Here is a 23,532-nt window from a genome sequence, read left to right as displayed (position 1 = left end):
CGTACGGCGTCACCGGGCGGCGTCGGCGGGGTGGGCAAGGTCGTACGGGCGTGGGTACGGGGCGGGGTGGTAGTGCGTGTAGCGGGCGGGGGTCGTGGGGTCGGCCGCCTCGGCGCGGGCGTTGAGGGACCCTGGGTCGGTACCCGGCCAGGTGCCGGTGGTGAGGCGGTCCTCCAGGGCGCCCAGCGCGGCGAGGTTCTCGGCGGGGCTGAAGGTGCAGTGACCGGCGTTGCCGACGTATGCCTGGCGCAGGAGCGCGGTCGAGCCGGCGGCGGTGACCGCGCGGCGCAGGGCGCTCTCGGCCTGGACGGGGACGAGGGCGTCGCCGGTGGTGTGGATCGTGAACTGCGGTTTGGTGAGGCGGCCGGTGAACGAGCTGGTGCGGCTCATCCAGGCCACGGCGTCGGCGTCGGCGCCGATCCGCGGGGCCCGGTTGAGGGTGGCGAGGTCGGCGCGCAGGGACAGGCCGGCCTTCCTGTACAGCTCGGTGACCTCCTTGCGGACCGAGGACCGGCCGAGCAGCCTCGCGTAGTCGACCCCCGTGTTCCAGGACATGTTGCCGCCCGCCCGCATCTCGGCCTCCTGGCGCCAGCTGAAGGCGGGCAACTTCAGCAGGCCCTTGACGGCCGTGTACTGGTTGGCCTGCTGCGCGTCCCAGTCGGTGGGGTCCGGCCGCGGCTGGGACTGGTCGTTCCAGCCGGGGATGTTGTGCAGAGCGGCGGCCAGGGCGATCCGGGCCCGCCCCGCGGGCGTCGACTGCGCCGCGTCCAGCGCGGCCGTGAGGGTGTTCGCCGCCCGGGTCGCGGTCGCCTGGTCGGGCAGGTCGGTGAGCGGGATGCCGGAGTCGGGTGCCAGGAGGGTCTTGAGGGCGAAGACCGGGTCGAGGGTGCTGTTCCAGTTGGCGACCCCGCCGTGCACCAGGCCGCACATCGACAACGAGCCGTCGATCCGGGCCGGGTGGCGTTCGGCGAGCGCGGTGGTGACCAGGCCGCCGTACGACTGGCCCCAGGCGATGGTGCGCCGGGCCGTGCCGAAGCGGTCGGTGAAGGCGCTCAGGGTGGCGAGCTGGTCGGGGACGGCGTCCGTCACGGCCCAGCCCGTGCTGGCGTACGAGGAGCCGATCAGCGCGTAACCCCGGTCGAGCAGCCGGGACTTGGTGCTGTCGTCCGGGGCGTTCTGGGCGGGGTTGGGTGCGCCGGACGGCCGGTAGCCGTGGCTGAAGACCAGGACCGTGCCGTTCCAGTCGGCGGGCACGTCCATCGTGTACGTGGCGCCCGAGGGGAGCCGGCCGTCCACGTGGGTGGGGTCCCCGGGGGCGGCGACGGCCGAGCCGGGCAGTAACGCGGTGACGGCGAGCAGGAGGGCTGCACCGACGGCGGTGCGCGTGCGGGTGCCGGTCGTCATGCGGTGATCTCCTCCGTGTGGGGGGTGCCGGAGATGTCGGCGGCGGTGCCGGAGATGGACGTACGACTGGTCTCGCGCACGAACCAGACGGTCAGCGCGGTGATGAGCGAGCCGCCGCACAGCAGCAGCGCGACGGGCGTGCTGTTGCCGCTGCCCGCGACCAGGCTTCCGGCGATCATGGGGGAGAAGCCGGCGCCGACGAGGGTGGCGCCCTGGTAGCCGAGGGAGGCGCCGGTGTAGCGGACCCGGGTGCCGAACATCTCGCTGAACAGGGCGCCCAGCGGGCCGTACATCAGGGACTGGGCGATGCCGTGGCCGAGGACGACGGCCAGGATCAGCGCGCCCGGCGACTTCGAGTCGACCAGCGCGAGCACCGGGAAGGCCGTGGCGGCCGACAGGACGGCTCCGGCGAGGACGACCGGGCGGCGGCCGACGCGGTCCGAGAGCGTGGAGGCACAGGGCAGCACGACCAGGGCGACCGCGGCGGAGACCGTGAGCGCGGTGAGCACCTGCGGGCGGGCGTACCCGATTCCGGTGGCGTACGCGATGAGGTAACTGGTCAGCAGGGACTGGGCGGTGAAGGCGCCGATGCCGACACAGCAGGCCAGCAGTACCGGACGCGGGCGCCGCAGCACGTCGAGGATCGGCAGCCGCGCCTCGGCACGGTCCTTCTTCACCTCGGCGAACAGCGGGCTCTCCACCACCTTGAGCCGGACGAAGAGTCCGACGCCGAGCAGGACGACACTCAGCAGGAACGGTACGCGCCAGCCCCAGGCCGTGAACTGGTCCTTGGGGAGGGTGGAGACGAGGGCGACGACGGCCGCGGAGATCAGGGAGCCGAGCGGGGCTCCCATCTGCGTGAAGCTGGACCACAGTCCGCGGCGCCGCTCCCCGGCGTGCTCGACGACCATCAGCGTGGCACCGCCCCATTCACCGCCGATGGCGATGCCCTGGAGGACGCGCAGGGTGATCAGCAGGACCGGCGCCCACACGCCGATCGCGTCGTACGTGGGCAGCAGGCCGATGAGGAAGCTGGCGCCGCCCATCAGGCCCATGGTGAGCAGCAGCATCGACTTGCGGCCGAGCCGGTCGCCGAAGTGCCCGAAGAGGATGCCGCCGACCGGACGGGCGACATAGCCGGCGGCGAAGGTGCCGAACGCGGCGATGGTGCCGACGGCCGGGTCGGCGCCGGGGAAGAACAGCTCGCCGAAGACGAGGGCGGCGACGGTGCCGTAGACGAGGAAGTCGTAGAACTCCACGGCGGTGCCGAGCAGCCCGGAGAAGGCGACGCGGCGCAACTGGCGGGTGTGTTCGGGGTTCGTGGACGGTGCCGGCGACGGTGATGCGGCGGGGGACGGAGGCATCGCGGTCTCCCTTGACCGGGGGAAGGACACCGCGAAGGTAGGCGCTCTCGTTGCCGCCGTCAATAAAGTGCACAACATCGATTGGGCTTCGCGTCGGCGGGCGACGGCGACTAAGATCCACGAGTGACATCGCGTGCCGGTCACCGGCTGGGTGAGGCATGGAGGTGTCGGGAGATGCCTTCGGAGGCATTCCTTGTCAGTCGAGTTGAATCACACGATCGTCCATGCCCGGGACAACCGGGAGTCCGCGCAGTTCTTCACGGACCTGCTGGGCCTTGAGATCACCGCGGAGTGGGGCCCGTTCATCGCCGTCGAACTGAGCAACGGCGTCACGCTGGACTTCGCCACCATCCCCGCGGAGAGCATCACACCCCAGCACTACGCCTTCCTGATCTCCGAGGAGGAGTTCGACGCGGCGTACGCGCGGATCAGCCGGCGCGGAATCGAGCACTATGCCGACCCGCAGCGGCGGCAGCCCGGCACGATCAACCACAACGACGGTGGCCGTGGCGTGTACTTCATGGACCCGGTGGGCCACGCCATGGAACTCATCACCGTGCCGTACGGCGGCTGGGTGTCGTAAGCGCACGCGCTGAGGGCCGCATCCCCGGCGCGGGATGCGGCCCTCGAAGCCGATCGGCGTGCCCCGCGGTGCCACCGAGACAGGCCACCCACGACAGACCCGCTCGTGAGGCCCGACGCACCGCACCGTGGCACAGTGGCCGTATGTGCGGCCGTTACGCCTCCACTCGCAGCCCGCAGGACCTCGCCCAGATGTTCCAGGTCACCGACTGGCATCCCGAGGAAATCCTCGCGCCGAGCTGGAACGTGGCCCCGACCGACGAGGTGTGGGCCGTCCTGGAACGCACCGCGCGCGACGCCGACGAGGACGCTCCAGCACGCCGCAGGCTGAGGCCGCTGCGCTGGGGGCTCGTGCCCTCCTGGGCCAAGGACGCCAAGATCGGCGCACGGCTGATCAACGCGCGCGTGGAGACCGTGCACGAGAAGCCCGCCTTTCGCAAGGCCTTCGTCAGACGCCGTTGCCTGCTGCCCGCCGACGGCTTCTACGAGTGGGAGGAGGTCAAGGACCGCAAGTCGGGCAAGGTCCGCAAGCAGCCGTACTACATCCACCCGGAGGACGGGCAGGTGATGGCCCTCGCCGGCCTGTACGAGTACTGGCGCGACCCGGAGATCAAGGACGCCGACGATCCCGCCGCCTGGCTGATGACCTGCACCATCATCACCACCGAGGCCACCGACGCGGCCGGTCGCATCCACCCCCGTATGCCGCTCGCGCTCACCCCCGACCACTACGACGCCTGGCTCGACCCCCGCCACCGGAGCACCGACGACCTGCGCACCCTGCTCACCCCGCCGGCCGACGGCCACCTCGACGCGCGACCCGTCTCGCCCGCCGTCAACAGCGTGCAGAACAACGGTCCCCGGCTCCTGGACGAGGTCCCCGCAACCTGACCGGCCCTTGCCGCGGCGGAAGGTGAGTTCTCGGTAAGGGTTGCCCCGACGGGCGAGCGCGAGAGGTTTTTGACATCCGTTTTCATCTAGCGTGGAGCCGAAGCCGGGACGGACGGAGCTCGGCTGACCATTCGCCCTGCCCGGGAGCATCCATGCCCATGCCTGTCTCCATATCCATGTCCATGTCCCGGCGTCTCGCGCCCCGGCTGATGTCCGGCGCCTGCCTCATCTTCCTTGCCGGATGCGGTAGTTCGTCGGACACCGGAAACGGCAGCGCCGCCTCGCAGAGCCCCGCCGCGGCCTCCCGCATCCCGGTCGTGGCCTCGACCGACGTCTACGGGGACCTGGCGGAGCAGATCGGCGGCGGAAAGGTGACGGTCACCTCGATCATCAGCGACCCCGACCAGGACCCGCACTCCTACGAGGCCAACACGCAGAACCGACTGGCGCTGTCCAAGGCGAAGGTCGTCATCGAGAACGGCGGCGGTTACGACGACTTCATCGACCGCATGCTCAAGAGCGGCGGCTCGTCGCCCGAGGTGATCAACGCGGTCAAGGTCTCCGGCAGGACCGCACCGGCCGGCGGGGAGCTCAACGAGCACGTCTGGTACGACTTCCCGACGGTCGCCAAGCTCGCCGACCGTATCGCCGCCGCCCTGGCCGAGGCCGACCCGGACGACGCCGCCACCTTCACCGGGAAGGCCAAGGCATTCAAGGGCAAGCTGACGCCGCTGGAGCAGAAGGAAGCCGCCATCAAGGCCGATCACGGCGGCGAGGCGGTGGCCGTCACCGAACCCGTGCCGCTGTACATGCTCCAGGCCAGTGGGCTCAGGAACGCGACCCCCGAGGCGTTCAGCGAAGCCGTCGAGGAAGGCGACGACGTCTCCCCGAGGACCCTGCGCGACACGCTCGCGCTGTTCACCGGCAAGAAGGTCAAGGCGCTGGTCTACAACGAGCAGACCTCCGGCCCGCAGACCGAGAGGGCGGAGCAGGCGGCGAAGACCGCCGGCATCCCGGTGGTCCCGGTGACCGAAACCCTTCCCCGGGGCGAGGACTACATCGGCTGGATGACCGCCAACGTCGACGCGCTCGCGAGCGCGCTGGCCAAGTGAGGCCGGCCACCGGGGCCGTGATCAGCCTGCGTGGCGCCGCGCTGTGCTACGGCGAGCGCGTGCTGTGGCAGGACCTCGATCTCGATGTGCGGCCCGGCGAGTTCCTGGCCGTGCTCGGCCCCAACGGTTCGGGCAAGACCAGCTTCGTACGCGCCCTGCTCGGACAACGGCAGCTGTCCGCCGGCACGCTGACCGTGCTGGGCCGCCCGCCCGGACGCGGCGGCCAGGACATCGGCTACGTCCCCCAGCAGGGGACCCTGTCCGCGCACGCCATGCTGCGCGCCCGGGACCTGGTCCGCTTCGGCATCGACGGCCACCGCTTCGGACACCGGCCGAGCGCCGGTGCCGTACGCCGCCGCGTGGACGAAGTCCTCGAAGCCGTCGGGGCCGCCGCCTGCGCGGACGTACCCGTCGGCCTGCTCTCCGGCGGCGAACGGCAGCGGGTGCGCATCGGGCAGGCGCTCGCGACCGACCCGAGGATCCTGCTCTGCGACGAACCGCTGCTCTCCCTCGACCTGCGCCACCAGCGCGCCGTGACGGAACTGGTCGACGCCCGGCGCCGTTCCCACGGCACGGCCGTCGTGTTCGTGACCCACGAGATCAACCCCGTGCTGGGACTGGTGGACCGTGTGCTGTACCTCGCCCGCGGCGGCTTCCGGATCGGCACACCCGACGAGGTGCTGACCTCCGAGTCGCTCTCGCGGCTCTACGGCACGCGGGTCGACGTCATCCGCGTCCGGGACCGCATCACGGTGGTGGGCGTGCCCGACGAGGTGGCGCAGCCGCCGCACCGTCACCGACTGCCGCACGGAGTACGGCCATGACCCTCGCCGAGGGGGTCTGGCAGCAGATCTTCAACTTCGACAACTACGGCGAACTGCTCGCCCTGGTCCGCAACTCCCTCATCGCCGGGGCGGCGCTCGGCCTGGTCGGCGGCCTGGTCGGGGTCTTCGTCGTCATGCGGGACCTGCCGTTCGCGGTGCACGGGATCAGTGAGTTGTCGTTCGCCGGTGCCTCGGCCGCGCTGCTGCTGGGTGTGAACATCGTGGCCGGCTCGATCGTCGGCTCGCTCGTGGCGGCGGGGGCGATCGGGGTGCTCGGGGCGCGTGCCCGGGACCGCAACTCGGTGATCGGCGTGATCATGCCGTTCGGACTCGGGCTCGGCGTCCTGTTCCTCGCGCTGTACAAGGGGCGCGCGGCGAACAAGTTCGGCCTGCTGACCGGGCAGATCGTCGCCGTCGACACCCCGCAGACGTCCTGGCTGCTCGGCACGTCGGCCGTGGTGCTGGTCGCGCTCGCGGTCATGTGGCGACCACTCCTCTTCGCCAGCGCCGACCCGGAGGTGGCCGAGGCGCGGGGCGTGCCGGTACGCGGGCTGTCGTTCGCTTTCATGATCGTGCTGGGCCTCGCGGTCGCGCTGTCCGTGCAGATCGTCGGCGCGCTGCTGGTCCTCACCCTCGTCGTCACGCCGGCGGCCGCCGCTGCCCGGCTCACGGCCTCGCCGGTGCTGCTGCCCGCGCTGAGCGTGCTCTTCGCGGTGGCCTCCATCGAGGGCGGGATCCTGCTGGCGCTGGGCAGCAGCATCCCCATCAGTCCGTACGTCACCACCATCTCGTTCGCGATCTACGTTGCCTGCCGATTGGCGGACCGCTATCGGATCCGGCGGTGGGGAGGCGTGCGAGCCGGCACCTGACGTGAAGACCCGCGCGGCGAGGTCCACGGCATGAAGACATGAACGGGTATTCATCTGTTCCTGTATTGTGCCGTGCATGACTTCCACGCTCACCCAGCCGTCGGCCGACCGAGCCGCGTCCGCGCGGGCCGGCTCCGTGCCCCGGCGGCGCACCCGGCTCCTCGCGCTGCCGGAGGTCCGCTGGGCCGTCGCGGCCACCGCGCTGTTCCTGCTCGCGCTGCCACTGCAACTCGCCGGGGCACCCGTCTGGACCTGGGGCCCGCTGTACGCGCTGGCGTACGCCACCGGTGGCTGGGAGCCGGGCTGGGAGGGGCTCAAGGCGCTCAAGGACCGGACGCTCGACGTCGATCTGCTGATGGTGGTCGCCGCACTCGGCGCCGCCTCGATCGGGCAGGTGATGGACGGCGCCCTGCTGATCGTCATCTTCGCGACCTCGGGCGCCCTCGAAGCCCTCGCCACCGCCCGCACCGCCGACTCGGTGCGAGGCCTGCTCGACCTGGCCCCCGCCACCGCCACCCGCATCGCCCCCGACGGCACCGAACAGGCCGTCGCCGTCGAGGAGTTGACGGTCGGCGACACCGTCCTCGTGCGGCCCGGCGAGCGCGTCGGAGCCGACGGCCGGGTGCTGGCCGGAACCAGCGAGGTCGACCAGGCGAGCATCACCGGCGAACCGCTCCCCGCCCCGAAGGAGCCCGGCGACGAGGTCTTCGCGGGCACCCTCAACGGCACCGGCGCACTGCGCGTGCGCGTCGAACGCGACGCCTCCGACTCGGTGATCGCCCGGATCGTACGCATGGTGGAGGAGGCGTCCGAGACCAAGGCGCCCACGCAGCTCTTCATCGAGAAGGTCGAACAGCGCTACTCGCTGGGCATGGTGGCCGCGACGCTCGCCGTGTTCGGGGTCCCGCTCGCGTTCGGCGAGGCGTTCTCCGAGGCGCTGCTGCGCGCCATGACCTTCATGATCGTGGCCTCGCCGTGCGCGGTGGTCCTGGCCACCATGCCGCCCCTGCTGTCGGCCATCGCCAACGCCGGCCGGCACGGTGTGCTGGTGAAGTCGGCGGTGGTGATGGAACGCCTCGGCCAGGTCGACGCCGTCGCCCTGGACAAGACCGGCACCCTCACCGAGGGAACGCCGCGTGTCGTCGACGTACGGCCACTTCCCGCATCCGGCCTGGACGAGGACGAACTCCTGACGCTCGCCGCGGCCGCCGAGCACCCGAGTGAACACCCGCTGGCCCGGGCGGTGGTGGACGCCGGGCGGGAGCGCCGTCTCGAACTGCCCAGCGCGCACGACTTCACATCGGCGCCCGGGGTCGGCGTGAAGGCCGTCGTCAAAGGCCGCACCGTCGAGGTCGGCGCTCCGGCCCGACTGCTCGCCGACTCCGACCCCGACGGCACGGTCGGCGAACTGGCCGAGGAACTCGAGGAGTCCGGCCGTACCGCCGTCCTCGTGGTCGTCGACGGCACCCCCGCCGGAGTGCTCGGCATCGCGGACCGGCTGCGCCCCGACGCCGCCGGTACCGTCGCCTCCCTCACCAGGCTCACCGGCACCACCCCGGTCCTGCTCACGGGCGACAACCCTCGCGCCGCCGCCCGCCTGGCGGCGGAGGCCGGCATCGAGGACGTGCGAGCCGGGCTGCTGCCGCAGGACAAGACGGTCGCGGTGAAGGAACTGGAGGGCGCGGGCCGCAAGGTGATGGTCGTCGGCGACGGCGTCAACGACGCGCCCGCCCTGGCCGCCGCCCACATCGGCGTCGCCATGGGCCGGGCGGGCTCCGACCTGGCCCTGGAGACCGCCGACGCGGTGATCGTCCGCGACGAACTCGCCACCGTCCCCGCCACCGTCGCCCTCTCCCGCCGGGCTCGGAAACTGGTCGTGCAGAACCTCGTCATCGCCGGGGTGTTCATCGCGGGCCTGGTCACCTGGGACCTGCTCGGCACCCTGCCGCTGCCGCTCGGCGTAGCGGGCCACGAGGGCTCCACGGTCCTCGTCGGCCTCAACGGGCTGCGGCTGCTGCGGAACGCGGCCTGGCAGCGGGCGGCGGCCGACGGGACCGGCTGACGGATGCCGGCTCCGTGAGCAGGGTCGTTGACCGCCGATCACACACCCGGCGGCCAACGGCCCCTGTTCTTGCGCTCCTGAGGTCAGTCGCAGCGGCCCGCCGACCGAGCCCGGGTCACCACATCGGTGCTGCCGGTCGTCGAGTCCAGCCACACCACCTGGCCGCCCGCCACCACGGCCGCCGACGACTGCTCGCCCCGGTTGCAGGAGACCCGGCCCAGGCGGGTCGCCGGGTCGTCGGGCGCGCCGGCCGACACGAACCGGTGGAGCTTTGGCGCCGATTCATTGCTGATCGGGGCGTCGGCCGGATAGCTGCCGACCGTGACGCGGTCCTCGCAGACCGTCACGTCGTAAGCGTTCAGCGCGTACGGCCCGGTCTCCGGACTGAGGTCCGCCACACGTGAACCGTCGAGCGCGGCTCGGCCCGTTGGATCTGTCTGTTCTCGCCGGTCGCGACATCGATGACGCGAGTACTGACCGCGTACTCGGCGCGCACTCGCCTCCGCTCCTGGTAGGCGACCCTGCCCTGGCTCACCGACGGCGCCCAGGCCCGGTAGTAGGTGCCACCGAGCTGCCGGGGTTCCGGCCGTGCCAGAGCCTCTTCACGGGGCCGCCCGCGAGCGGTCGGGCCAGGACGTCGACGCCGTCGGCGCCGTAGGCCTGCCACACCACCGTCCTGCCGTCCGTTGCCGGATTGACGTGGTGGCGGCCGTCGTTGGGGCTCATCAGCTCGACCTGGCCCTCGCCGTCGGCGCGCCCGGCCCACACGGAGTACGGCTCCGAGCCGTCCTCGTCGGACTTGGCCGCCGCCCACCAGCCGCCGCCCCCGCCGAGGTGGCTCCGGGTGGTGTTGATCCGGTCGAGGAGGACGTCGGAGTCCACGCCGAGGGCGGACTCCCGGCCGGGAACTATGCCGTGGGCGCTGAACGCGCGCCGCAGTGCCTTCTGCCCGGCCGCAGGGACGTTGAGGTCCGCCGCGGCGGCGAGCACGGTGGCCCGCGCCTCGGTGAAGCCGTCGATCGGCGTGAGGTACTCGGTCAGCGCCTTGTAGACGACCTTGTCCATCACCTCGGCGCCCAGATCCTCACGGGCGTCCCACAGCGCACCGCCGACGATGGTCGAGTTGGGGTGACGCACGCTCTCCGAACCCCCCTCGGTCTCGGAGCCGGGGGCGGAGTGGCGCCCGGCCAGGGGGCATCGGAGCGGCGATGTGCGGTTCCAGCAACAGGGCGGGTGTGCCCACGGACGACTTCCGGCCGATGCCGGGCGGGAGAGGGCTGTCAGCGCGTCGGCGCCGGGCCGCTGCTGCCGCGGACCACGAGATCGACAGGAACCAGTGAGTCGACGGCGGGCGGTTCGGCGGTGCCGTCGAGCCGGTTCAGCAGCAGGCGCAGCGAACGCGTGCCGATCTCGGCGAAGTCCGTGCGCACGGTGGTCAGCGGAGGCAGGAAGTGCGCGGCCTCGGGGATGTCGTCGTACCCCACGACGCTGACGTCGCCGGGGACGGAGCGGCCGGCCTCGTGCAGGGCGTGCAGCAGTCCGAGGGCCATCTGGTCGTTGGACACGAACACGGCCGTGACGTCCGGGCGCCGGGCCAGCTGCCGCCCCAGCTCGTAGCCGGAGTCGGCGCTCCAGTCGCCGATCAGGGGGGCCGGGACCTCGACGCCGGCCGCCTCCAGGCAGGCCTGCCAGCTGCCCAGCCGGTGATCGGCCGAGCTCCAGCCGGTCGGGCCCGCGATGTGCCACACGGTGCGGTGGCCCAGGCCCAGCAGATACTCGACGGCCTTGCGGGCCCCGGTCCGGGAGTCGCCGGTGACCTGCTGGATGTCGGCGTCGACGCCGTCCTCCAGGACGACGAGCGGGGTGTCGAGGCGGGTGTCCGCCAGGGCCTTGCCCACCCACAGCTGCGGGGCGATGGCGATCACTCCGTCCGCGCCCTCGGCGGACAGCCGGTTCACCGCCTCGACCACTGTCTCGGGCTCGGCCGTGTCCAGTGCGATCGAGCTGAGCAGGTAACCGGCCTCCTGGGCCGCGGTGTTGATCGCGGTCAGGATGCTGGCGGGCCCGTAACGGGCGGCGTCGAACGAGATCACCCCGACCATCCGGGTCCGCCCGCTGGCCAGCGACCTGGCGCTGCGGCTCGGCCGGTAGCCCAGCGTCCGCATGGCGGTCAAGACCAGCTCGCGGGTCTCCGCCCGCACCGACGGATGGTCGTTGAGCACGCGCGAGACGGTCTGCTTGGAGACCCCGGCCAGCCGCGCCACGTCGTCCATCACGGGCCGCGCGCCCGCGAAGTTCCGTCTGCTGCGCCCTCTCGGAGCGGAGCCGTCGGCGGAGCTTCGGGTCATGATGGCTGCTTCCTCGACATCGGCACGGCGGTGGCATCCGCCCCGGCAGGTCCCCAGCATAGGCAGGCCGACGGGGCTGGATCCGGCACGGTCGACGCGTCACCCGGAGCGGACCGACCATGTCCGGCTGACGACCCGCTCGGCTGCGTCACGGCAGCCGCCACCCCGCCCACCACGGGCGCCCGCTCCGGCGCGGCCAACACGGTGAACGGGTGCGCACGGGCTCCGGAGACGCCGGATCGCCGGCGCCGGGGAGGGGCGGCGAAGGAGGGGTGACCCGTCAGGGGGTGGCGGGTGTGGGGACGCGCGGTACGTGCGTCACCAGGTGTTCTCCGGTCCGAGGTCGGGGGTGTCGGTCAGCAGGGCGCGTGCCGCGGCGGTGCCGTGCAGTTCCAGCAGGACCAGTTCGTTGGCGCCGGGACGCAGTGCGGGGGCCGGGACGTAGAGGGTGTGCTGCGGGCCGCGGTTCCAGTAGCGGCCCAGGTGGAAGCCGTTGACCCAGGCCTGGCCCTTGGTCCAGCCGGGCAGGGCGAGGAAGGTGTCGGCCGGGGTGTCCACGTCGAACGTGCCGTGGTGGAAGGCGGGTTCGGCGGCGAGGGGCGTGTCGGCGGGAGTGAACGGTACCGTGCTCAGGTCGTCGAGCGGCAGGGGGTGGCAGTCCCAGTCGAGCAGGGGAGTGGTGTCGAAGCTGACGGGGCCGAGCAGGCCTTTGGGGGCGCCGATGCGGGGGCCGTAGTTGACGCCGCCCATGTTCTCGACGAGGACCTCCAGCGTGGCGCCGGGGTGCGGGACGCGGACGGGCAGGGTCTCGTCGTGGCGTTCGCGTTCCAGTACGCCGACGGGGGCGCCGTCGACGAAGACCTGGGCGCGGTCACCGACACCGCCGGCGAAACGCAGCAGGCCGTCGCCCGCGGTGGCCACGGTCGTGCGGTAGAGCGCGTAACCGGTCTGCAGACCCAGGTCGTTCATCGTCGCCGGGTGCTCGGTGCGGACGGGTTCGGCGAGGGCCTTCGCGTGCCGCAGCAGCGACGCACGACGGGTCAACTCAACTGTCACAGGCGGGAGTTTGGGCGACGGAGCCGGGGCGGGCTCCTCGGGGACGGGTAGGTGGCGGGAGATGACCTCGCGGAAGGCGTGGTACTTGGGGCCGGGGTCGCCGCACTCGGTGAGGACCGCGTCGTAGTCGTACGACGTGACGGTCGGCGCGTAGGCGTGCTTGTGGTTCGCGCCGTTGGTGAAGCCGAAGTTGGTGCCGCCGTGGAACATGTAGATGTTGACCGAGGCACCCGCGGACAACAGCCGGTCCAGGTCGGCGGCTGTGTCCGCGGCGTCCCGCACGTGGTGAGGGCCGCCCCAGTGGTCGAACCAGCCGATCCAGAACTCCGCGCACATCAGCGGGCCTTCGGGCCGGTGCCTGCGCAGCTCGGCCAGGTTCTGGTCGACCCGGCTGCCGAAGGTGGCGGTCGCCAGGACGCCGGGGAGGGTTCCGGCGGCCAGGTGCTCGGGATTGGCCTGGTCGCAGGTGAAGAGCAGCTCCTCGACGCCCCGGGCCCGGAAGGCCTGTTCGAGGTGCTTCATATAGGCGGTGTCGTCGCCGTAGGCGCCGTACTCGTTCTCCACCTGGACCGCGATCACCGGGCCGCCCGCCGCGGCCAGGTACGGCAGCAGCGGGGGCAGCAGCAGGTCGAGGTAGCGGTCGAACGCTCCGGTGAACCGCGGGTCGCTCGAGCGCAGCCGGATGTCGGAATCCGCGATCAGCCAGGACGGCAGGCCGCCGTCGTCCCACTCGGCGCAGATGAACGGACCCGGGCGCAGCAGGACGTGCAGGCCCTCGTCGCGGGCGAGGCTGAGATAGCGGGGCAGGTCGAGGAAGCCGTCGAGGACGAGGGGCCCGTCGGGATCGGGTTGGTGAGCGTTCCACGGCACGTACGTCTCCACCGTGTTGAGGCCCATCAGCCGTGCCTTGCGCAGCCGGTCGGCCCACTGGTCGGGGTGGATCCGGAAGTAGTGCATGGCGCCGGAGACGATCCGGAACGGCTCGCCGTGCAGCAGGAAACCGTCGGACGACGCAGTCAGAGCGGACACGCGGAGACTTCCCTTCGATTCGGACGGGTGGCGAGGTGGGTCAGCGGGGGCGGGTGGTGCGGATCAGCCACAGGGTCGCCGCCAGGCACAGCGCCGAGACGGCCCCGAGGATGAGCGGGACGCTGCGGACGCCGGACCACTCGATGGCCTTGCCGAGCGCCGGGCCCGCCACCACACCGCCGACCATGGAGGCGGCGATGACGAGGGCGCCGGCCCGCCGGGCCCGAGGGGCGGCCCGGTGGAGCCAGGGCAGTCCGGTCGGGAAGATCGGCGCGATGAACAGACCGACACCGGCGTAGGCGTACGGGGCCAGCCCCGGAACCGCCGCGAGCAGCAGGCATACCGTCATGCCCGCGCAGGAGACGGTGATGATGGCCTGCGCCGAGAAGCGCAGCGCGATCGGGGCGACCAGGAAGCGGCCCACGGTCATCATCAGCCAGTACACGGACGTCGCGGTGGCGGCGAATCCGGCGCCGTAGCCGACGGTCTCCAGATGGGTCGGCTCCCAGCCGCCCACACCGGCCTCGACGCCGACGTGCAGCACATACAGGGCGACGAACACGGCGAGTACGGAGCCGAGACTGCGCGCGAGGACCTGGCCGCCGGACGTCTCGGAGTGCGCCTCGGACGGCTGCGGGGTCCGGTCGCGCACGCCGCGCAGGCACAGCAGCAGGGGCAGGTTGGCCAGCGCGAAGCCGAGGAACACGGCGGGGTAGTGCGCGGAGCCGACCGCGCCGATCAGGGCCGGGCTGAGGATCGCGCCGATGCCGAAATGGGCGTGGAGGATGTTCAGCATGGCGGTCGAGCGGTGGCCGAAGCCCACGGCGAACAGCTGGTTGAGGCCGTAGTCGATACCGCCGAAGCCGAGCCCCGCGAGCAGCGCCATGGCCAGGGCCAGCGGCCAGTTCGGGGCGAGGGCGAAGCCGGCCGCGCCGACGGCCATCAGCAGATACGAGGCGCCGAGGATCCACCGGTTGCCGATCCGGCCGTAGAGCCCGTCGAAGAGCAGCACGCCGGCCACACCGCCGACGAAGTGCGCGCTCAGCCCGAGGCCGGCGGCCGACGGGGACAGGTCGAACTCCTCGCGGAAGGCGGGGATCACCGGGCCGTACAGGGCCTGCAGGACACCGATGAGCACGAAGCCGACGCAGGAGGCGACCACGGCGGCGGGGCTGAAGACGCGGGTGTGCGGGGATGCCGACGTCAAGGACATGAGTGTCGATGTTACCGGTAACATCAATGCTCGCGTCAAGGCTGCCGGGGTCCCGGGGCCAGGGTGGAAACGCCCGGCCCGCGCTCGCGGGTCCTGAAGGAAGCACTCGGAGGGACCGGGTCGTCGATCACGGCGATCTGGACTGTCCGTACAGCATCTGGACGTATAGTCTAGAGGAGCTGGCTCGGGTGAGACGTTGCCGAGTCCTGTGCGGACAAGGAGTGTGCGATGGCGGCGGAGCAGGACCTGGAACGGGACCTGGAATCGGAGCGGGACGCGATCGTCGCCGCGCTGACGCCGGTCGTCGACGGGCTCGTGGCGACGTTCGGGCCGATGTGCGAAGCGGTCCTGCACGACTACCGGCGGCCGGGGGAGTCCGTGGTCGCCGTGGCCGGTTCGGTGACCGGGCGGGCCGTGGGCGGAGCGATGAGCGAGATCGGGATGCGGATCCTCGCGCGCGGGGACGAGGCGGGCGACGAGCTGAACTACGTCACCCGGACCCGGAACGGCAAGCTGATCAAGGCGTCCACCATGGTGCTGCGGGATTCCACGGGAACCGTGTTCGGCGCCCTGTGCGTCAACCTGGACGTCACCGCCGTGGGCGACGCGCATGCCTTGCTCGGCGCCCTCGCAGGTCTCGGCGGCGCCACGGCCGAAGCTCCGGTGACCGCGTTCGGCAACGACATCGACTCCGTCGTCGACGCCATCCTCGACGCTCACCGGCTCCGGCGGAACGGCAGCTGGGCCGCCCTCGACCGCGCCCAGCGCCTGGAGCTGTTCCGTGGCCTGGACGAGCGGGGCGTCTTCGCCGTGCGGCGCGCGATCGAGCAGGTCGCGGCACGGCTCGGCATCTCCCGTGCCTCCGCCTACAGCTATCTGTCACAGGCGCGCGCCGAGGCGCGGGCGGCGACGGATCGAGCACCGGATCGGTTGACGGGCCCGGGGACGGATCGAGCACCGGATCGATTGACGGACCCGGCGACGGACTGAGCACCGGCCGCCGTGAAGCGCGACCGACAAGACACCCCCGGAGGACACGCGTGACGACCACCACCCCGCCGATCACCCTCGACGACGTCCGCGACGCCGCCACGCGGCTCAAGGGCGTCGCCCACCGAACCCCCGTGCTGCGCTCGCGGACCCTCGACGAACTCGTCGGTGCCGAGGTCTTCCTCAAGTGCGAGAACTTCCAGCGCGTCGGCGCCTTCAAGTTCCGCGGCGCCTACAACGCGGCGTCCCGGCTCAGCCCCGGGCAACTCGCCCGGGGTGTCGCCGCCTACTCCTCCGGCAACCACGCCCAGGCCGTCGCCCTCGCGGCCCGGGAGCTGGGGACCAGCGCTGTGATCGTCATGCCCGAGGACGCTCCGCCGTCGAAGCGGGCGGCCACCGTCGGATACGGCGCCGAGATCGTCACGTACGACCGCTACACCGGCGACCGCGTCGCGATCGGGGAGGCCCTCGCCGCCGAGCGCGGCCTCGCCCTCATCCCGCCCTACGAGCATCCGCACGTCATCGCCGGGCAGGGCACTGCTGCTCTCGAACTCCTCGAAGATGCAGGAGAGTTGGGGGCGTTGCTGACCCCGGTCGGCGGTGGCGGACTCATGGCCGGCAGCGCCACGGTGGCCAAGGGCCTGTACCCGGGCATCCGGATGATCGGCGTCGAACCGGAGGCCGGCGACGACACCAAGCGCTCCCTGGAGGCGGGGCGGCGCATCAGCATCCCGGTGCCCCGCACCATCGCCGACGGCCAGGCTCTGCACACACCCGGCGAACTCACCTTCTCCGTCAACCGGCGGCTCGTCGACGCGATCGCGCTGGTCAGCGACGACGAGATCCGGGACGCCATGCGGTTCGCCTTCGAGCGCCTGAAGATCGTGGTCGAGCCGAGCGGCGCCACGCCGCTGGCCGCCCTGCTCACCGGCCGGGCGGGAGCGCTTCCGCGCCGGGTCGGCGTGATCATCTCCGGCGGCAACGTGGACGCCGAACGGTTCGCCGAGCTCTGCGGGAAGCAGGACTGAGCGGGCGTCTGCCGAATGGCAGCCCCGGGTGGCCGGGCGGACGATGGAGTGGTAGGGGGTCGGCCGCCCGACGGCGGTGCCCAGGCCGCCGGGGAGACCGGCCCCGGTCGCGGTGAACCGCGGCCGGAAGGGAGCGCGTGATGTTGGAAGTGAAGACGCTCGACAAGCCGGACGAGCGACGTGATTTCCCCCACGGCCACATGGAAGCCGTCCACATGTCGGATCTCGACTTCGCCGTGGCAACCTTCGAACCCGGCTGGCGCTGGACCCAGGACGTGGCCCCGATCGCGGGCACGGACACCTGTCAGATGCACCACAACGGCTACGTCCTGCGCGGCCGCATGCGCATCCACATGGACGACGGCGGTGAGAGCGAAGTCGGACCCGGCGACGTCTTCGTCGTCTCGCCCGGACACGACGCCTGGGTCGTGGGCGACGAGCCGGTCGTGGTCTGCGACTTCCAGGGGCAGACGGCGAGGGAGTTCGCGAAGAAGAAGGAGTAGCGCAGGCCGGACCGCGCCGGCACGTCACACGGTGACGACGACCTTCGCGCGCGCGTGCTCCACCTCCAGGTACCGGATGGCCTCGGCCGCCTCGTTCAGCGGATACGTCCGCTCCACGACCGGAGTGATCTTCCCGGCCTCGGCCAGCTCCCGCAGCGCCGCGAGGTTCGCCTTGCTCTGCAGCGCAGATATCTCGAGCAACCGCTGGTGGCGCGAGAAGGGCGCCACCAGTCGCCGCTTGAGGAACAGGCCCATCGGCCCGACCAAGCTGCCGCCCTCGTACACCCCGCCGCCGGAGAGCACCAGCGTCCCGGTGGGCGTCAGCACCCGCCGGAACGCGCCGAGCGAGTGGTTGCCGACCAGGTCCAGCACCACGTCGTAGCGCTTCCCGCCCCGGGTGAAGTCCTCCTGCGTGTAGTCGATCACCCGGTCCGCGCCGAGCGACCGGACCAGCTCCACGTTCCGGGTGCTGCACACCGCCGTCACCTCGGCGCCGTACGCCTTGCCGAGCTGCACGGCGAACGTGCCGACACCGCCCGACGCCCCGTTCACCAGGACCGTCTGACCAGGCCGCACCCGCGCGACGTCGCGCAGACCGATGAGGGCGGTGTTCGCCGCCAGTGGTATCGCCGCCGCCTGCTCGAAGGTGAGGTTGGCCGGCTTCGGGCCCACCTCGCCGTCTCGCGCGCACACGTACTCCGCGAACGCGCCGTCGGCCTCCCCGTACACCTCGTCGCCGGGCTCCATCCCCGTGACCCCGGCGCCCACCGCCTCCACCCGGCCGGCGAAGTCGCGGCCCCGCACGCGTGCCCTGGGCCTGCGCAGCCCCATCATGCCGCGACCCAGCAACGGGTCACCGCGCATGAAGTGCCAGTCGTACGCGTTGACCGAGGCCGCGTGCACCCGCACCAGCACCTCGCCGGCGGCCGGCGCCGGCCGGTCGACGTCCATGAACTCCAGCGTGTCCGCCGAGCCGTACCGGTCCTGAACCACTGCCTTCATGAGATCCCCCCTCCACTCTCGTCGAGCGTAGGAAATCCGCATGGGCAGGACCATCAGGGGCGAACCCTGATTTTCACCGGGGTCGCCTCCGGGGCCCAACCCGAAGGTTCCGTCGCCCTGGTCACCGGCGGCAGTCGCGGCATCGGCCGCGGCCTGGTCGCCGCGCTCCACGAGCCGGGGGCGAAGAAGGTGTACGCGACCGCTCGCGACCCGCGTACCGTCACGCATCCCGATCAACAACGCGGGTGCCTCGGTGAACGCGAGCTTCCTGGACTCGCACGTCGACGACGTCCGCCGCGAGTTCAGGACCAAGTTCTACGGGCCGCTGCTGGTCAGAGCTGGCGGCCGATCCGGTCGCTCCATGCCCGCAGCTCGCCGCCGTCTGATCACACCGGCAGCAGTCTCGCCACCAGCGCGCTGAGCTGCCGGGCCGTACGGCACTCGTGCATCTCGACCAGCTCGGCGTAGGCGGGCGCGGCGGAGTCGCCCGTGCCCCAGCGGGAGCGCTCCTCCGGGTTCAACCAGTAGACGCGGCGCGCCCGTTCGGCGATCTGCCGTACCGCCGCCAGATTCGGGTCGCTCATGTTCGTGCGGGCGTCCCCGAGGACGAACACGGTCGTGCGCGGGCCGACCGCGTCGCCGTACCGCTCGGCGAACTCGCCCAGCGCCATGCCGTAGTCGCTGCTGCCGTGATACCCGGTGAGCGTGGCCTCCGCCTCGATGCGGGCGCCGAGCCCTTCCGGATCCGCGGTGCCGTGCTGGAGCAGTCCGGTCACCTCGTCGATCCGGTTGACGAAGGCGAACACACGGACCTTGCTGAACTGGTCGTGCAGCGCCTGCACCAGCAGCATCGTGAAGTCCGAGAAGCCGGACACCGAGCCCGACACATCGCACAGCAGCACCAGTTCGGGGCGCACGGGACGCCGTCTGCGCAGCACCGGCTTCATCGGCACCCCGCCCGTCGACAGCGACCCGCGCAGGGTTCGCCGCAGATCGATGGCGCCCCGGGAGGCGCGGCGGCGGCGTGCCGCGAGCCGGGTCGCGAGCTTGCGGGCGAGCGGCTGAACAGCCCTGCGCAGCTCGGCCAGTTGGGCCTTCCCGGCGAACAGGAAGTCGACCCGGTCGGCGGTCGGCGTCACCGCCCGCCGGGCGATCTCGTCCCGGCCGCGCCGCTCGGCGACCCGGCGCCGCGCCTCCGCGGCCACCAGCGCCCGGAACGCCTCGATACGCTGTCGGATCTCGTCCTCCAGCAGCCGGTCCGTGAACCCAGAACTGCCGCCCCGCGCGCGGACGTCGTCGCGGACGCGGGCGAGCAGGGTCTGCGGACGCAGCCGTTCGAGCGTCTGGTACGACGACCAGCCGTCCGACTGCGGCGAGGAACCGTAACCGCCGAAGCCGTCGACGGCCTCGACCGCCAACCGGCCCATCATCACCTGGTCGTTGGCGGCCAGCGCCGCGGCGAGCCGGTCCCGCAGGGCCTCACGCCCCGCCGCCTCCCCCTCCGGCGCGCCGACACCACGGGGGAAGTACAGATCGAAGACCGGGTCGAACACCGGCCGCCCGCCGGTGCCGTTCAACAGCGTCGCCGCCAACCCCTCGCGCAGCAGCTCCCGGTCGGCGAGGCCGAGCACCTCGATGGCCCGTGCCGCGTCCACCGTCTCGCTCGTGCCGACCCGGATGCCGTGCGCGCGCAGCGCCCCGACCAGGGACGTCAGCCGCTCCGCGACACCCGTGGACATGGTCACAGGGCGTCCAGGTCGAGCTTGGCACTCGCCTTCAGGACGTCGTCCTGATGTTTGAGCAGAGCGCCGAGCGTGTCCCGTACGACCGTCTCGTCCAGCGTGTCGGCGCCGAGCGCGAGCAGGGTGCGCGCCCAGTCGATCGTCTCGGCGACCGACGGCACCTTGCGCAGGTCCATCGCCCGCAGCGCGCCCACGACCCGGACGACCGAGCGGGCCAGCGCCTCGTCGAGCCCCGGCACCTTCAGCCGGACGATCCGGCGCTCCAACTCCTCGTCCGGGAAGCCGATGTGCAGGAACAGACAGCGGCGGCGCAGCGCCTCGGACAGCTCGCGGCTCGCGTTGGAGGTGAGGACGACGAAGGGGCGGCGCGTCGCGGTGATGGTGCCCAGTTCGGGAACCGTGACCTGGAAGTCGCTGAGCACCTCAAGCAGCAGGCCCTCCACCTCGACGTCCGCCTTGTCGGTCTCGTCGATGAGGAGCACCTTCGGGTCGTCGCCGCGGATGGCCGTCAGGAGCGGCCGCGTGAGCAGGAACTCCTCGCTGAAGATGTCCGTGCGCGTCTCGTCCCAGGTCTCGTCGCGGCCCGCGCTGATCCGCAGGAGCTGCTTGGCGTGGTTCCACTCGTACAGCGCGCGGGACTCGTCGACCCCCTCGTAGCACTGCAGACGCACGAGCCGCGCCCCGGCGACCTCGGCGACGGCTTTGGCGAGCTCCGTCTTGCCGACGCCGGCCGGGCCCTCCACCAGGAGCGGCTTGCCCAGGCGGTCGGCGAGGAAGACGGTCGTGGCGACGGCGGGCGAGGCGAGATAACCGGTCTCGGCCAGACGTGCGGAGACGTCGTCGACGGATGTGAACAACGGGGGCCTCCAGTTCGGCGACGACAGTCGGGGCGGTCGGGCAGACGGTCAAGGTGCTGTCCAAGCGCTTGTTCAGCGATGATGTCACGAGGGCTCGGTGGATCGGAAGGCGGTATACCGATCGGTTTCCTCTCGTCTTCCGGTGCTCTTCGCCGGCACGGGCGAGGCCCTCGCGGCGAACCTCGAGCGACGGCTTCCCGCGGACGAGGCCGTGCCGGCGCCAGGCGCGCAGGGCGCCGGCACGCCCCGCGAGCGGATCGTGCACGTCTTCGAACGGCTGGAGAAGGTGTCCGCCGAGCCCGCCTACCAAGGGTGCCCGTATCTCGCCGCCTGGTTGTGCCGACGGTGACCACGTTGCTGGACGCCGCCGGCCTGAACCGACGGGACGGCCGCCGAGGCAGCCGTCCCCGCGCGACCGTCGTCGTCATGACGCCACCGCGACCGCCCCGACCGCGGGGGTCCGCAGCATCCGCCGGGCCGTGACCAGGCTCGTGCCCAGCGTCACCGCCGCCGCGATGGCGACGACGGCGACCCCGATGCCGTAGACCTCTCCCGGCAGTACGGCGTCCCCGCGGACCACCGTGAACGGGACGATCCCGGCCAGCGCGGCCACCGAGCCGAACAGGACTCCGGTGACCGTCAGGATCACGGTCTCGGCGCCGACCGTCCCGAGTACCTGACCCGGGGTCGCCCCGGCCAGGCGCTGTTGCCCGAACTCCCGGCCCCGGTAACTCGTCGCCGCGTACAGCGAGTTGACCAGCATCACGCCGACGAACACCACGATGATGCCGACGACCGTGAAGTTGAGTGTCTCGAGGTTCTTGGCGTCGACCGACTTCGTCAGCCCCGAGGCCTCGACGGCGTCGCTCTCCACCGCCTGTATGGTCAGCGTGGCCGTGGCCACGGCTGTGAACAGGATCAGCGACATCAGGATCCCGGCCAGATGACCAGCCCGTTCCCGCAGATTCCGCACGGCCAGCCAGCCGCTCGCCCCGCCTGCCGGCAGCCGGTCCAGTACGCCCTCCAGGAGCCGCGGCGCCATCAGCGCGAACCCCACCGACAGCAGGATCGCCCCGTAGGCCGGCGGCGCCATCAGGGCCGCGTCCGTCGCCGAGAACACGAAGGTGGAGGAGGCCGACACCGCACCGGTGAGCAGCGCGGCGTACGCGAGGAACTTCCGCGCCCCGCCGCGCTTCTCGTGCCCGCGGGTCGCGCGCCGTACGGCGAGGAAGGCGGCGCCCACCGACGCGAGCAGTGTGATGCCGATGCCCGTCAGGAGCGCGATCGGACCGAAGGAGTGGTCCACGGACGCAGCGACCTGACCGCTGTCCTGGAACACCTCCAGCAGCGCCCGGCCGGCCGGCATCGCCGGACCGATCGCCAGCGCCGCGCCCACCAGGCCCACCGCCACGGCCTCGCCCACGACCATCCGCTTCAGCTGCCCGGGAGTCGCCCCCGAGCAGCGCAGCAGCGTCAACTCGGCGGCGCGCTGCCGGACGTTGACGGTCAGGGCCGAGGCGACCGCGAAGAAGACCAGCAGGGTGCCGTAGCCGCCGACGACACCCGCGGCCGTCGACAGCGTCTCCGCGCTGGTCGGGTCGACGCCCTCCCGCGCGGCCGTGTCGTGCATCGAGTTGAACGTCATGATGATCGCCGCGCCCAGGAACGCGCACAGCAACGTGGCGAGGAACCGCCCGGGGCGGTGCCGTATCGACCGCATGGCCAGCATGAACATGGTTCAGACCTCCGTCGCCACGTTGTCGCCGAGGTGCGCGAGCCGTTCGGCCACCGCGTCCGGGGCCGGCGCGTCCATCCGGCCCGCCAGCCGGCCGTCCGCCAGGAACAGCACCGAGTCGGCGTACGAGGCGGCGACCGGGTCGTGGGTCACCATGACCACGGTCCGGCCGTGCACGCGCACCGCCTGCTGGAGCAACCGCAGCACGTCGCGTGCGCTGCGCGTGTCCAGGGCGCCGGTCGGCTCGTCCGCGAAGATCACGCGCGGTTCGGTCACCAGGGCGCGCGCGATGGCGACACGCTGCCGCTGACCGCCTGACAGCTGGTCGGGGCGGTGCCCGAGGCGGTCACCGAGGCCGACGGAGGTCAGGATCTCCACCACCCGCATGCGGTCGACGCGCCGGCCGGCGAGTTTGAGCGGCAGCACCGTGTTCTGGGCGACGGTGAGCGTCTCCAGCAGGTTGTACTGCTGGAACACGAACCCGATCCGGCCGCGCCGGAACCGCGTCAGCTCCGCCTCGCCGCCCCCGGTCAGCTCGGTGCCGTCCACGCGCACGATGCCGCTGTCGGGCCGGTCGAGACCGGCCGCGCAGTGCAGCAGCGTGGTCTTGCCGGACCCCGAGGGGCCCATCACCGCGGTGAAGGTGCCCCGCCCGAGGCCGAGCGTGACCCCGTCCAGAGCGGTCACCGCGCTGTCGTGCGAACCGTAGGTCTTGGTGACCTTGACCAACCGGAGCGCCTCGGGGGCGGGTCCCTTGTCGCCCGTTCGTCGCGAGCCTGCGCGAAACATCGTCATCACTCTCCGTCCGGCACTCCCTGTGCCCTGCCGACGAAGCTACGGAGCAGGCGACTTGACCACATTGGGCGCAGAACCCGTATCGCCGGGTGTACTCAGCGACACCTTCGACCGGGGATCGGCAGC

22 protein-coding genes and 1 pseudogene are annotated in these 23,532 nt (G+C 72.0%); 11 read left to right on the top strand and 12 right to left on the bottom strand.

The window, feature by feature from the left end:
- Positions 1–9: 9 nt before the first annotated feature.
- Together ACIBAG_RS00785 and ACIBAG_RS00780 are read right to left on the bottom strand one after the other, a co-directional pair.
- A complete protein-coding gene (locus ACIBAG_RS00785) occupies positions 10–1,404 on the bottom strand; it encodes an alpha/beta hydrolase family protein (protein ID WP_399099409.1) in 1,395 nt (464 codons plus the stop codon).
- Complete coding sequence (locus tag ACIBAG_RS00780) at positions 1,401–2,768, bottom strand: MFS transporter (protein WP_399099407.1); 1,368 nt, start codon at positions 2,766–2,768, stop codon at positions 1,401–1,403. The genes ACIBAG_RS00785 and ACIBAG_RS00780 overlap by 4 nt, the downstream gene beginning before the upstream one ends.
- A 193-nt stretch (positions 2,769–2,961) precedes the next feature.
- Here ACIBAG_RS00780 and ACIBAG_RS00775 point away from each other — a divergent pair, with 193 nt between their 5' ends.
- The 6 genes from ACIBAG_RS00775 (at position 2,962) to ACIBAG_RS00750 (ending at position 9,108) form a co-directional block, all read left to right on the top strand.
- Positions 2,962–3,351 (top strand): VOC family protein, encoded by a 390-nt coding sequence (locus ACIBAG_RS00775; RefSeq protein WP_399099405.1) that lies wholly within the window; start codon positions 2,962–2,964, stop codon positions 3,349–3,351.
- A 143-nt stretch (positions 3,352–3,494) separates the two neighbouring features.
- Positions 3,495–4,241 (top strand): SOS response-associated peptidase, encoded by a 747-nt coding sequence (locus tag ACIBAG_RS00770; RefSeq protein ID WP_399099403.1) that lies wholly within the window; start codon positions 3,495–3,497, stop codon positions 4,239–4,241.
- A gap of 158 nt (positions 4,242–4,399) precedes the next feature.
- Complete coding sequence (locus ACIBAG_RS00765) at positions 4,400–5,353, top strand: metal ABC transporter solute-binding protein, Zn/Mn family (RefSeq protein ID WP_399099401.1); 954 nt, start codon at positions 4,400–4,402, stop codon at positions 5,351–5,353.
- Positions 5,350–6,177, top strand: coding sequence for a metal ABC transporter ATP-binding protein (locus ACIBAG_RS00760; protein WP_399099399.1), 828 nt, complete (start codon positions 5,350–5,352; stop codon positions 6,175–6,177). Before ACIBAG_RS00765 ends, ACIBAG_RS00760 begins: the two co-directional genes overlap by 4 nt.
- A complete protein-coding gene (locus ACIBAG_RS00755) occupies positions 6,174–7,046 on the top strand; it encodes a metal ABC transporter permease (RefSeq protein ID WP_399099397.1) in 873 nt (290 codons plus the stop codon). Before ACIBAG_RS00760 ends, ACIBAG_RS00755 begins: the two co-directional genes overlap by 4 nt.
- 76 nt (positions 7,047–7,122) lie before the next feature.
- A complete protein-coding gene (locus ACIBAG_RS00750; RefSeq protein WP_399099395.1) occupies positions 7,123–9,108 on the top strand; it encodes a heavy metal translocating P-type ATPase in 1,986 nt (661 codons plus the stop codon).
- An 83-nt stretch (positions 9,109–9,191) separates the two neighbouring features.
- On the opposite strand, the gene ACIBAG_RS00745 is transcribed toward ACIBAG_RS00750, so the two are convergent.
- The 5 genes from ACIBAG_RS00745 to ACIBAG_RS00725 all read right to left on the bottom strand — a co-directional run bounded on the left by ACIBAG_RS00745 (position 9,192) and on the right by ACIBAG_RS00725 (position 14,754).
- Entirely contained in the window at positions 9,192–9,506 is a 315-nt protein-coding gene (locus tag ACIBAG_RS00745) for a hypothetical protein (protein ID WP_399099393.1), read from the bottom strand.
- Between the two features lie 133 nt (positions 9,507–9,639).
- Entirely contained in the window at positions 9,640–10,245 is a 606-nt protein-coding gene (locus ACIBAG_RS00740; protein ID WP_399099391.1) for a M4 family metallopeptidase, read from the bottom strand.
- 143 nt (positions 10,246–10,388) lie between these two features.
- On the bottom strand, positions 10,389–11,456 hold the full coding sequence (locus tag ACIBAG_RS00735; protein ID WP_399099389.1) for a LacI family DNA-binding transcriptional regulator: 1,068 nt from the start codon (positions 11,454–11,456) through the stop codon (positions 10,389–10,391).
- A 318-nt stretch (positions 11,457–11,774) separates the two neighbouring features.
- Positions 11,775–13,541: a glycoside hydrolase family 35 protein gene (locus ACIBAG_RS00730; protein WP_399099387.1), complete on the bottom strand. Its 1,767-nt coding sequence runs from the start codon at positions 13,539–13,541 to the stop codon at positions 11,775–11,777.
- A 40-nt stretch (positions 13,542–13,581) separates the two neighbouring features.
- Positions 13,582–14,754, bottom strand: a complete 1,173-nt coding sequence (locus ACIBAG_RS00725) for an MFS transporter (RefSeq protein ID WP_399099385.1) — start codon at positions 14,752–14,754, stop codon at positions 13,582–13,584.
- A 228-nt stretch (positions 14,755–14,982) separates the two neighbouring features.
- On the opposite strand from ACIBAG_RS00725, the gene ACIBAG_RS00720 reads away from it, so the two are divergent.
- The 3 genes from ACIBAG_RS00720 (at position 14,983) to ACIBAG_RS00710 (ending at position 17,275) form a co-directional block, all read left to right on the top strand.
- Positions 14,983–15,744, top strand: a complete 762-nt coding sequence (locus ACIBAG_RS00720) for a transcriptional regulator (RefSeq protein ID WP_399099383.1) — start codon at positions 14,983–14,985, stop codon at positions 15,742–15,744.
- A gap of 50 nt (positions 15,745–15,794) precedes the next feature.
- Positions 15,795–16,772: a pyridoxal-phosphate dependent enzyme gene (locus ACIBAG_RS00715; protein WP_399099381.1), complete on the top strand. Its 978-nt coding sequence runs from the start codon at positions 15,795–15,797 to the stop codon at positions 16,770–16,772.
- Between the two features lie 140 nt (positions 16,773–16,912).
- The gene (locus ACIBAG_RS00710) at positions 16,913–17,275 is read left to right on the top strand and encodes a cupin domain-containing protein (protein ID WP_399099378.1); all 363 of its coding nucleotides are present in this window, start codon (positions 16,913–16,915) and stop codon (positions 17,273–17,275) included.
- 24 nt (positions 17,276–17,299) lie between these two features.
- On the opposite strand, the gene ACIBAG_RS00705 is transcribed toward ACIBAG_RS00710, so the two are convergent.
- Complete coding sequence (locus ACIBAG_RS00705) at positions 17,300–18,277, bottom strand: NAD(P)-dependent alcohol dehydrogenase (RefSeq protein WP_399099376.1); 978 nt, start codon at positions 18,275–18,277, stop codon at positions 17,300–17,302.
- A gap of 69 nt (positions 18,278–18,346) precedes the next feature.
- Here ACIBAG_RS00705 and ACIBAG_RS00700 point away from each other — a divergent pair.
- Positions 18,347–18,611, top strand: a pseudogene (locus ACIBAG_RS00700) (short-chain dehydrogenase); the annotation flags it as partial.
- A gap of 52 nt (positions 18,612–18,663) precedes the next feature.
- On the opposite strand, the gene ACIBAG_RS00695 reads toward ACIBAG_RS00700, so the two are convergent.
- On the bottom strand, positions 18,664–20,016 hold the full coding sequence (locus tag ACIBAG_RS00695) for a VWA domain-containing protein (protein ID WP_399099374.1): 1,353 nt from the start codon (positions 20,014–20,016) through the stop codon (positions 18,664–18,666).
- Positions 20,017–20,018: 2 nt separating this feature from the next.
- Positions 20,019–20,876 carry a MoxR family ATPase gene (locus ACIBAG_RS00690; protein WP_031485483.1) on the bottom strand — a complete coding sequence of 286 codons (858 nt, stop codon included), beginning with the start codon at positions 20,874–20,876 and terminating at the stop codon, positions 20,019–20,021.
- 142 nt (positions 20,877–21,018) lie between these two features.
- Here ACIBAG_RS00690 and ACIBAG_RS00685 point away from each other — a divergent pair, with 142 nt between their 5' ends.
- Complete coding sequence (locus ACIBAG_RS00685; protein ID WP_399099372.1) at positions 21,019–21,225, top strand: hypothetical protein; 207 nt, start codon at positions 21,019–21,021, stop codon at positions 21,223–21,225.
- Positions 21,226–21,300: 75 nt separating this feature from the next.
- Here the strand turns inward: ACIBAG_RS00685 and ACIBAG_RS00680 are convergent, their stop codons facing one another.
- Both ACIBAG_RS00680 and ACIBAG_RS00675 read right to left on the bottom strand, forming a co-directional pair.
- Complete coding sequence (locus tag ACIBAG_RS00680) at positions 21,301–22,611, bottom strand: FtsX-like permease family protein (protein ID WP_399099370.1); 1,311 nt, start codon at positions 22,609–22,611, stop codon at positions 21,301–21,303.
- Positions 22,612–22,614: 3 nt separating this feature from the next.
- Entirely contained in the window at positions 22,615–23,406 is a 792-nt protein-coding gene (locus ACIBAG_RS00675) for an ABC transporter ATP-binding protein (protein ID WP_399099368.1), read from the bottom strand.
- Positions 23,407–23,532 lie beyond the last annotated feature (126 nt).

Source organism: Streptomyces sp. NPDC051243, assembly GCF_044455405.1.
In the GTDB taxonomy this organism is placed as follows: domain Bacteria; phylum Actinomycetota; class Actinomycetes; order Streptomycetales; family Streptomycetaceae; genus Streptomyces.
Note: the sequence above shows the minus strand (reverse complement) of the source record. Positions and strands in the feature narration are given on the sequence as shown.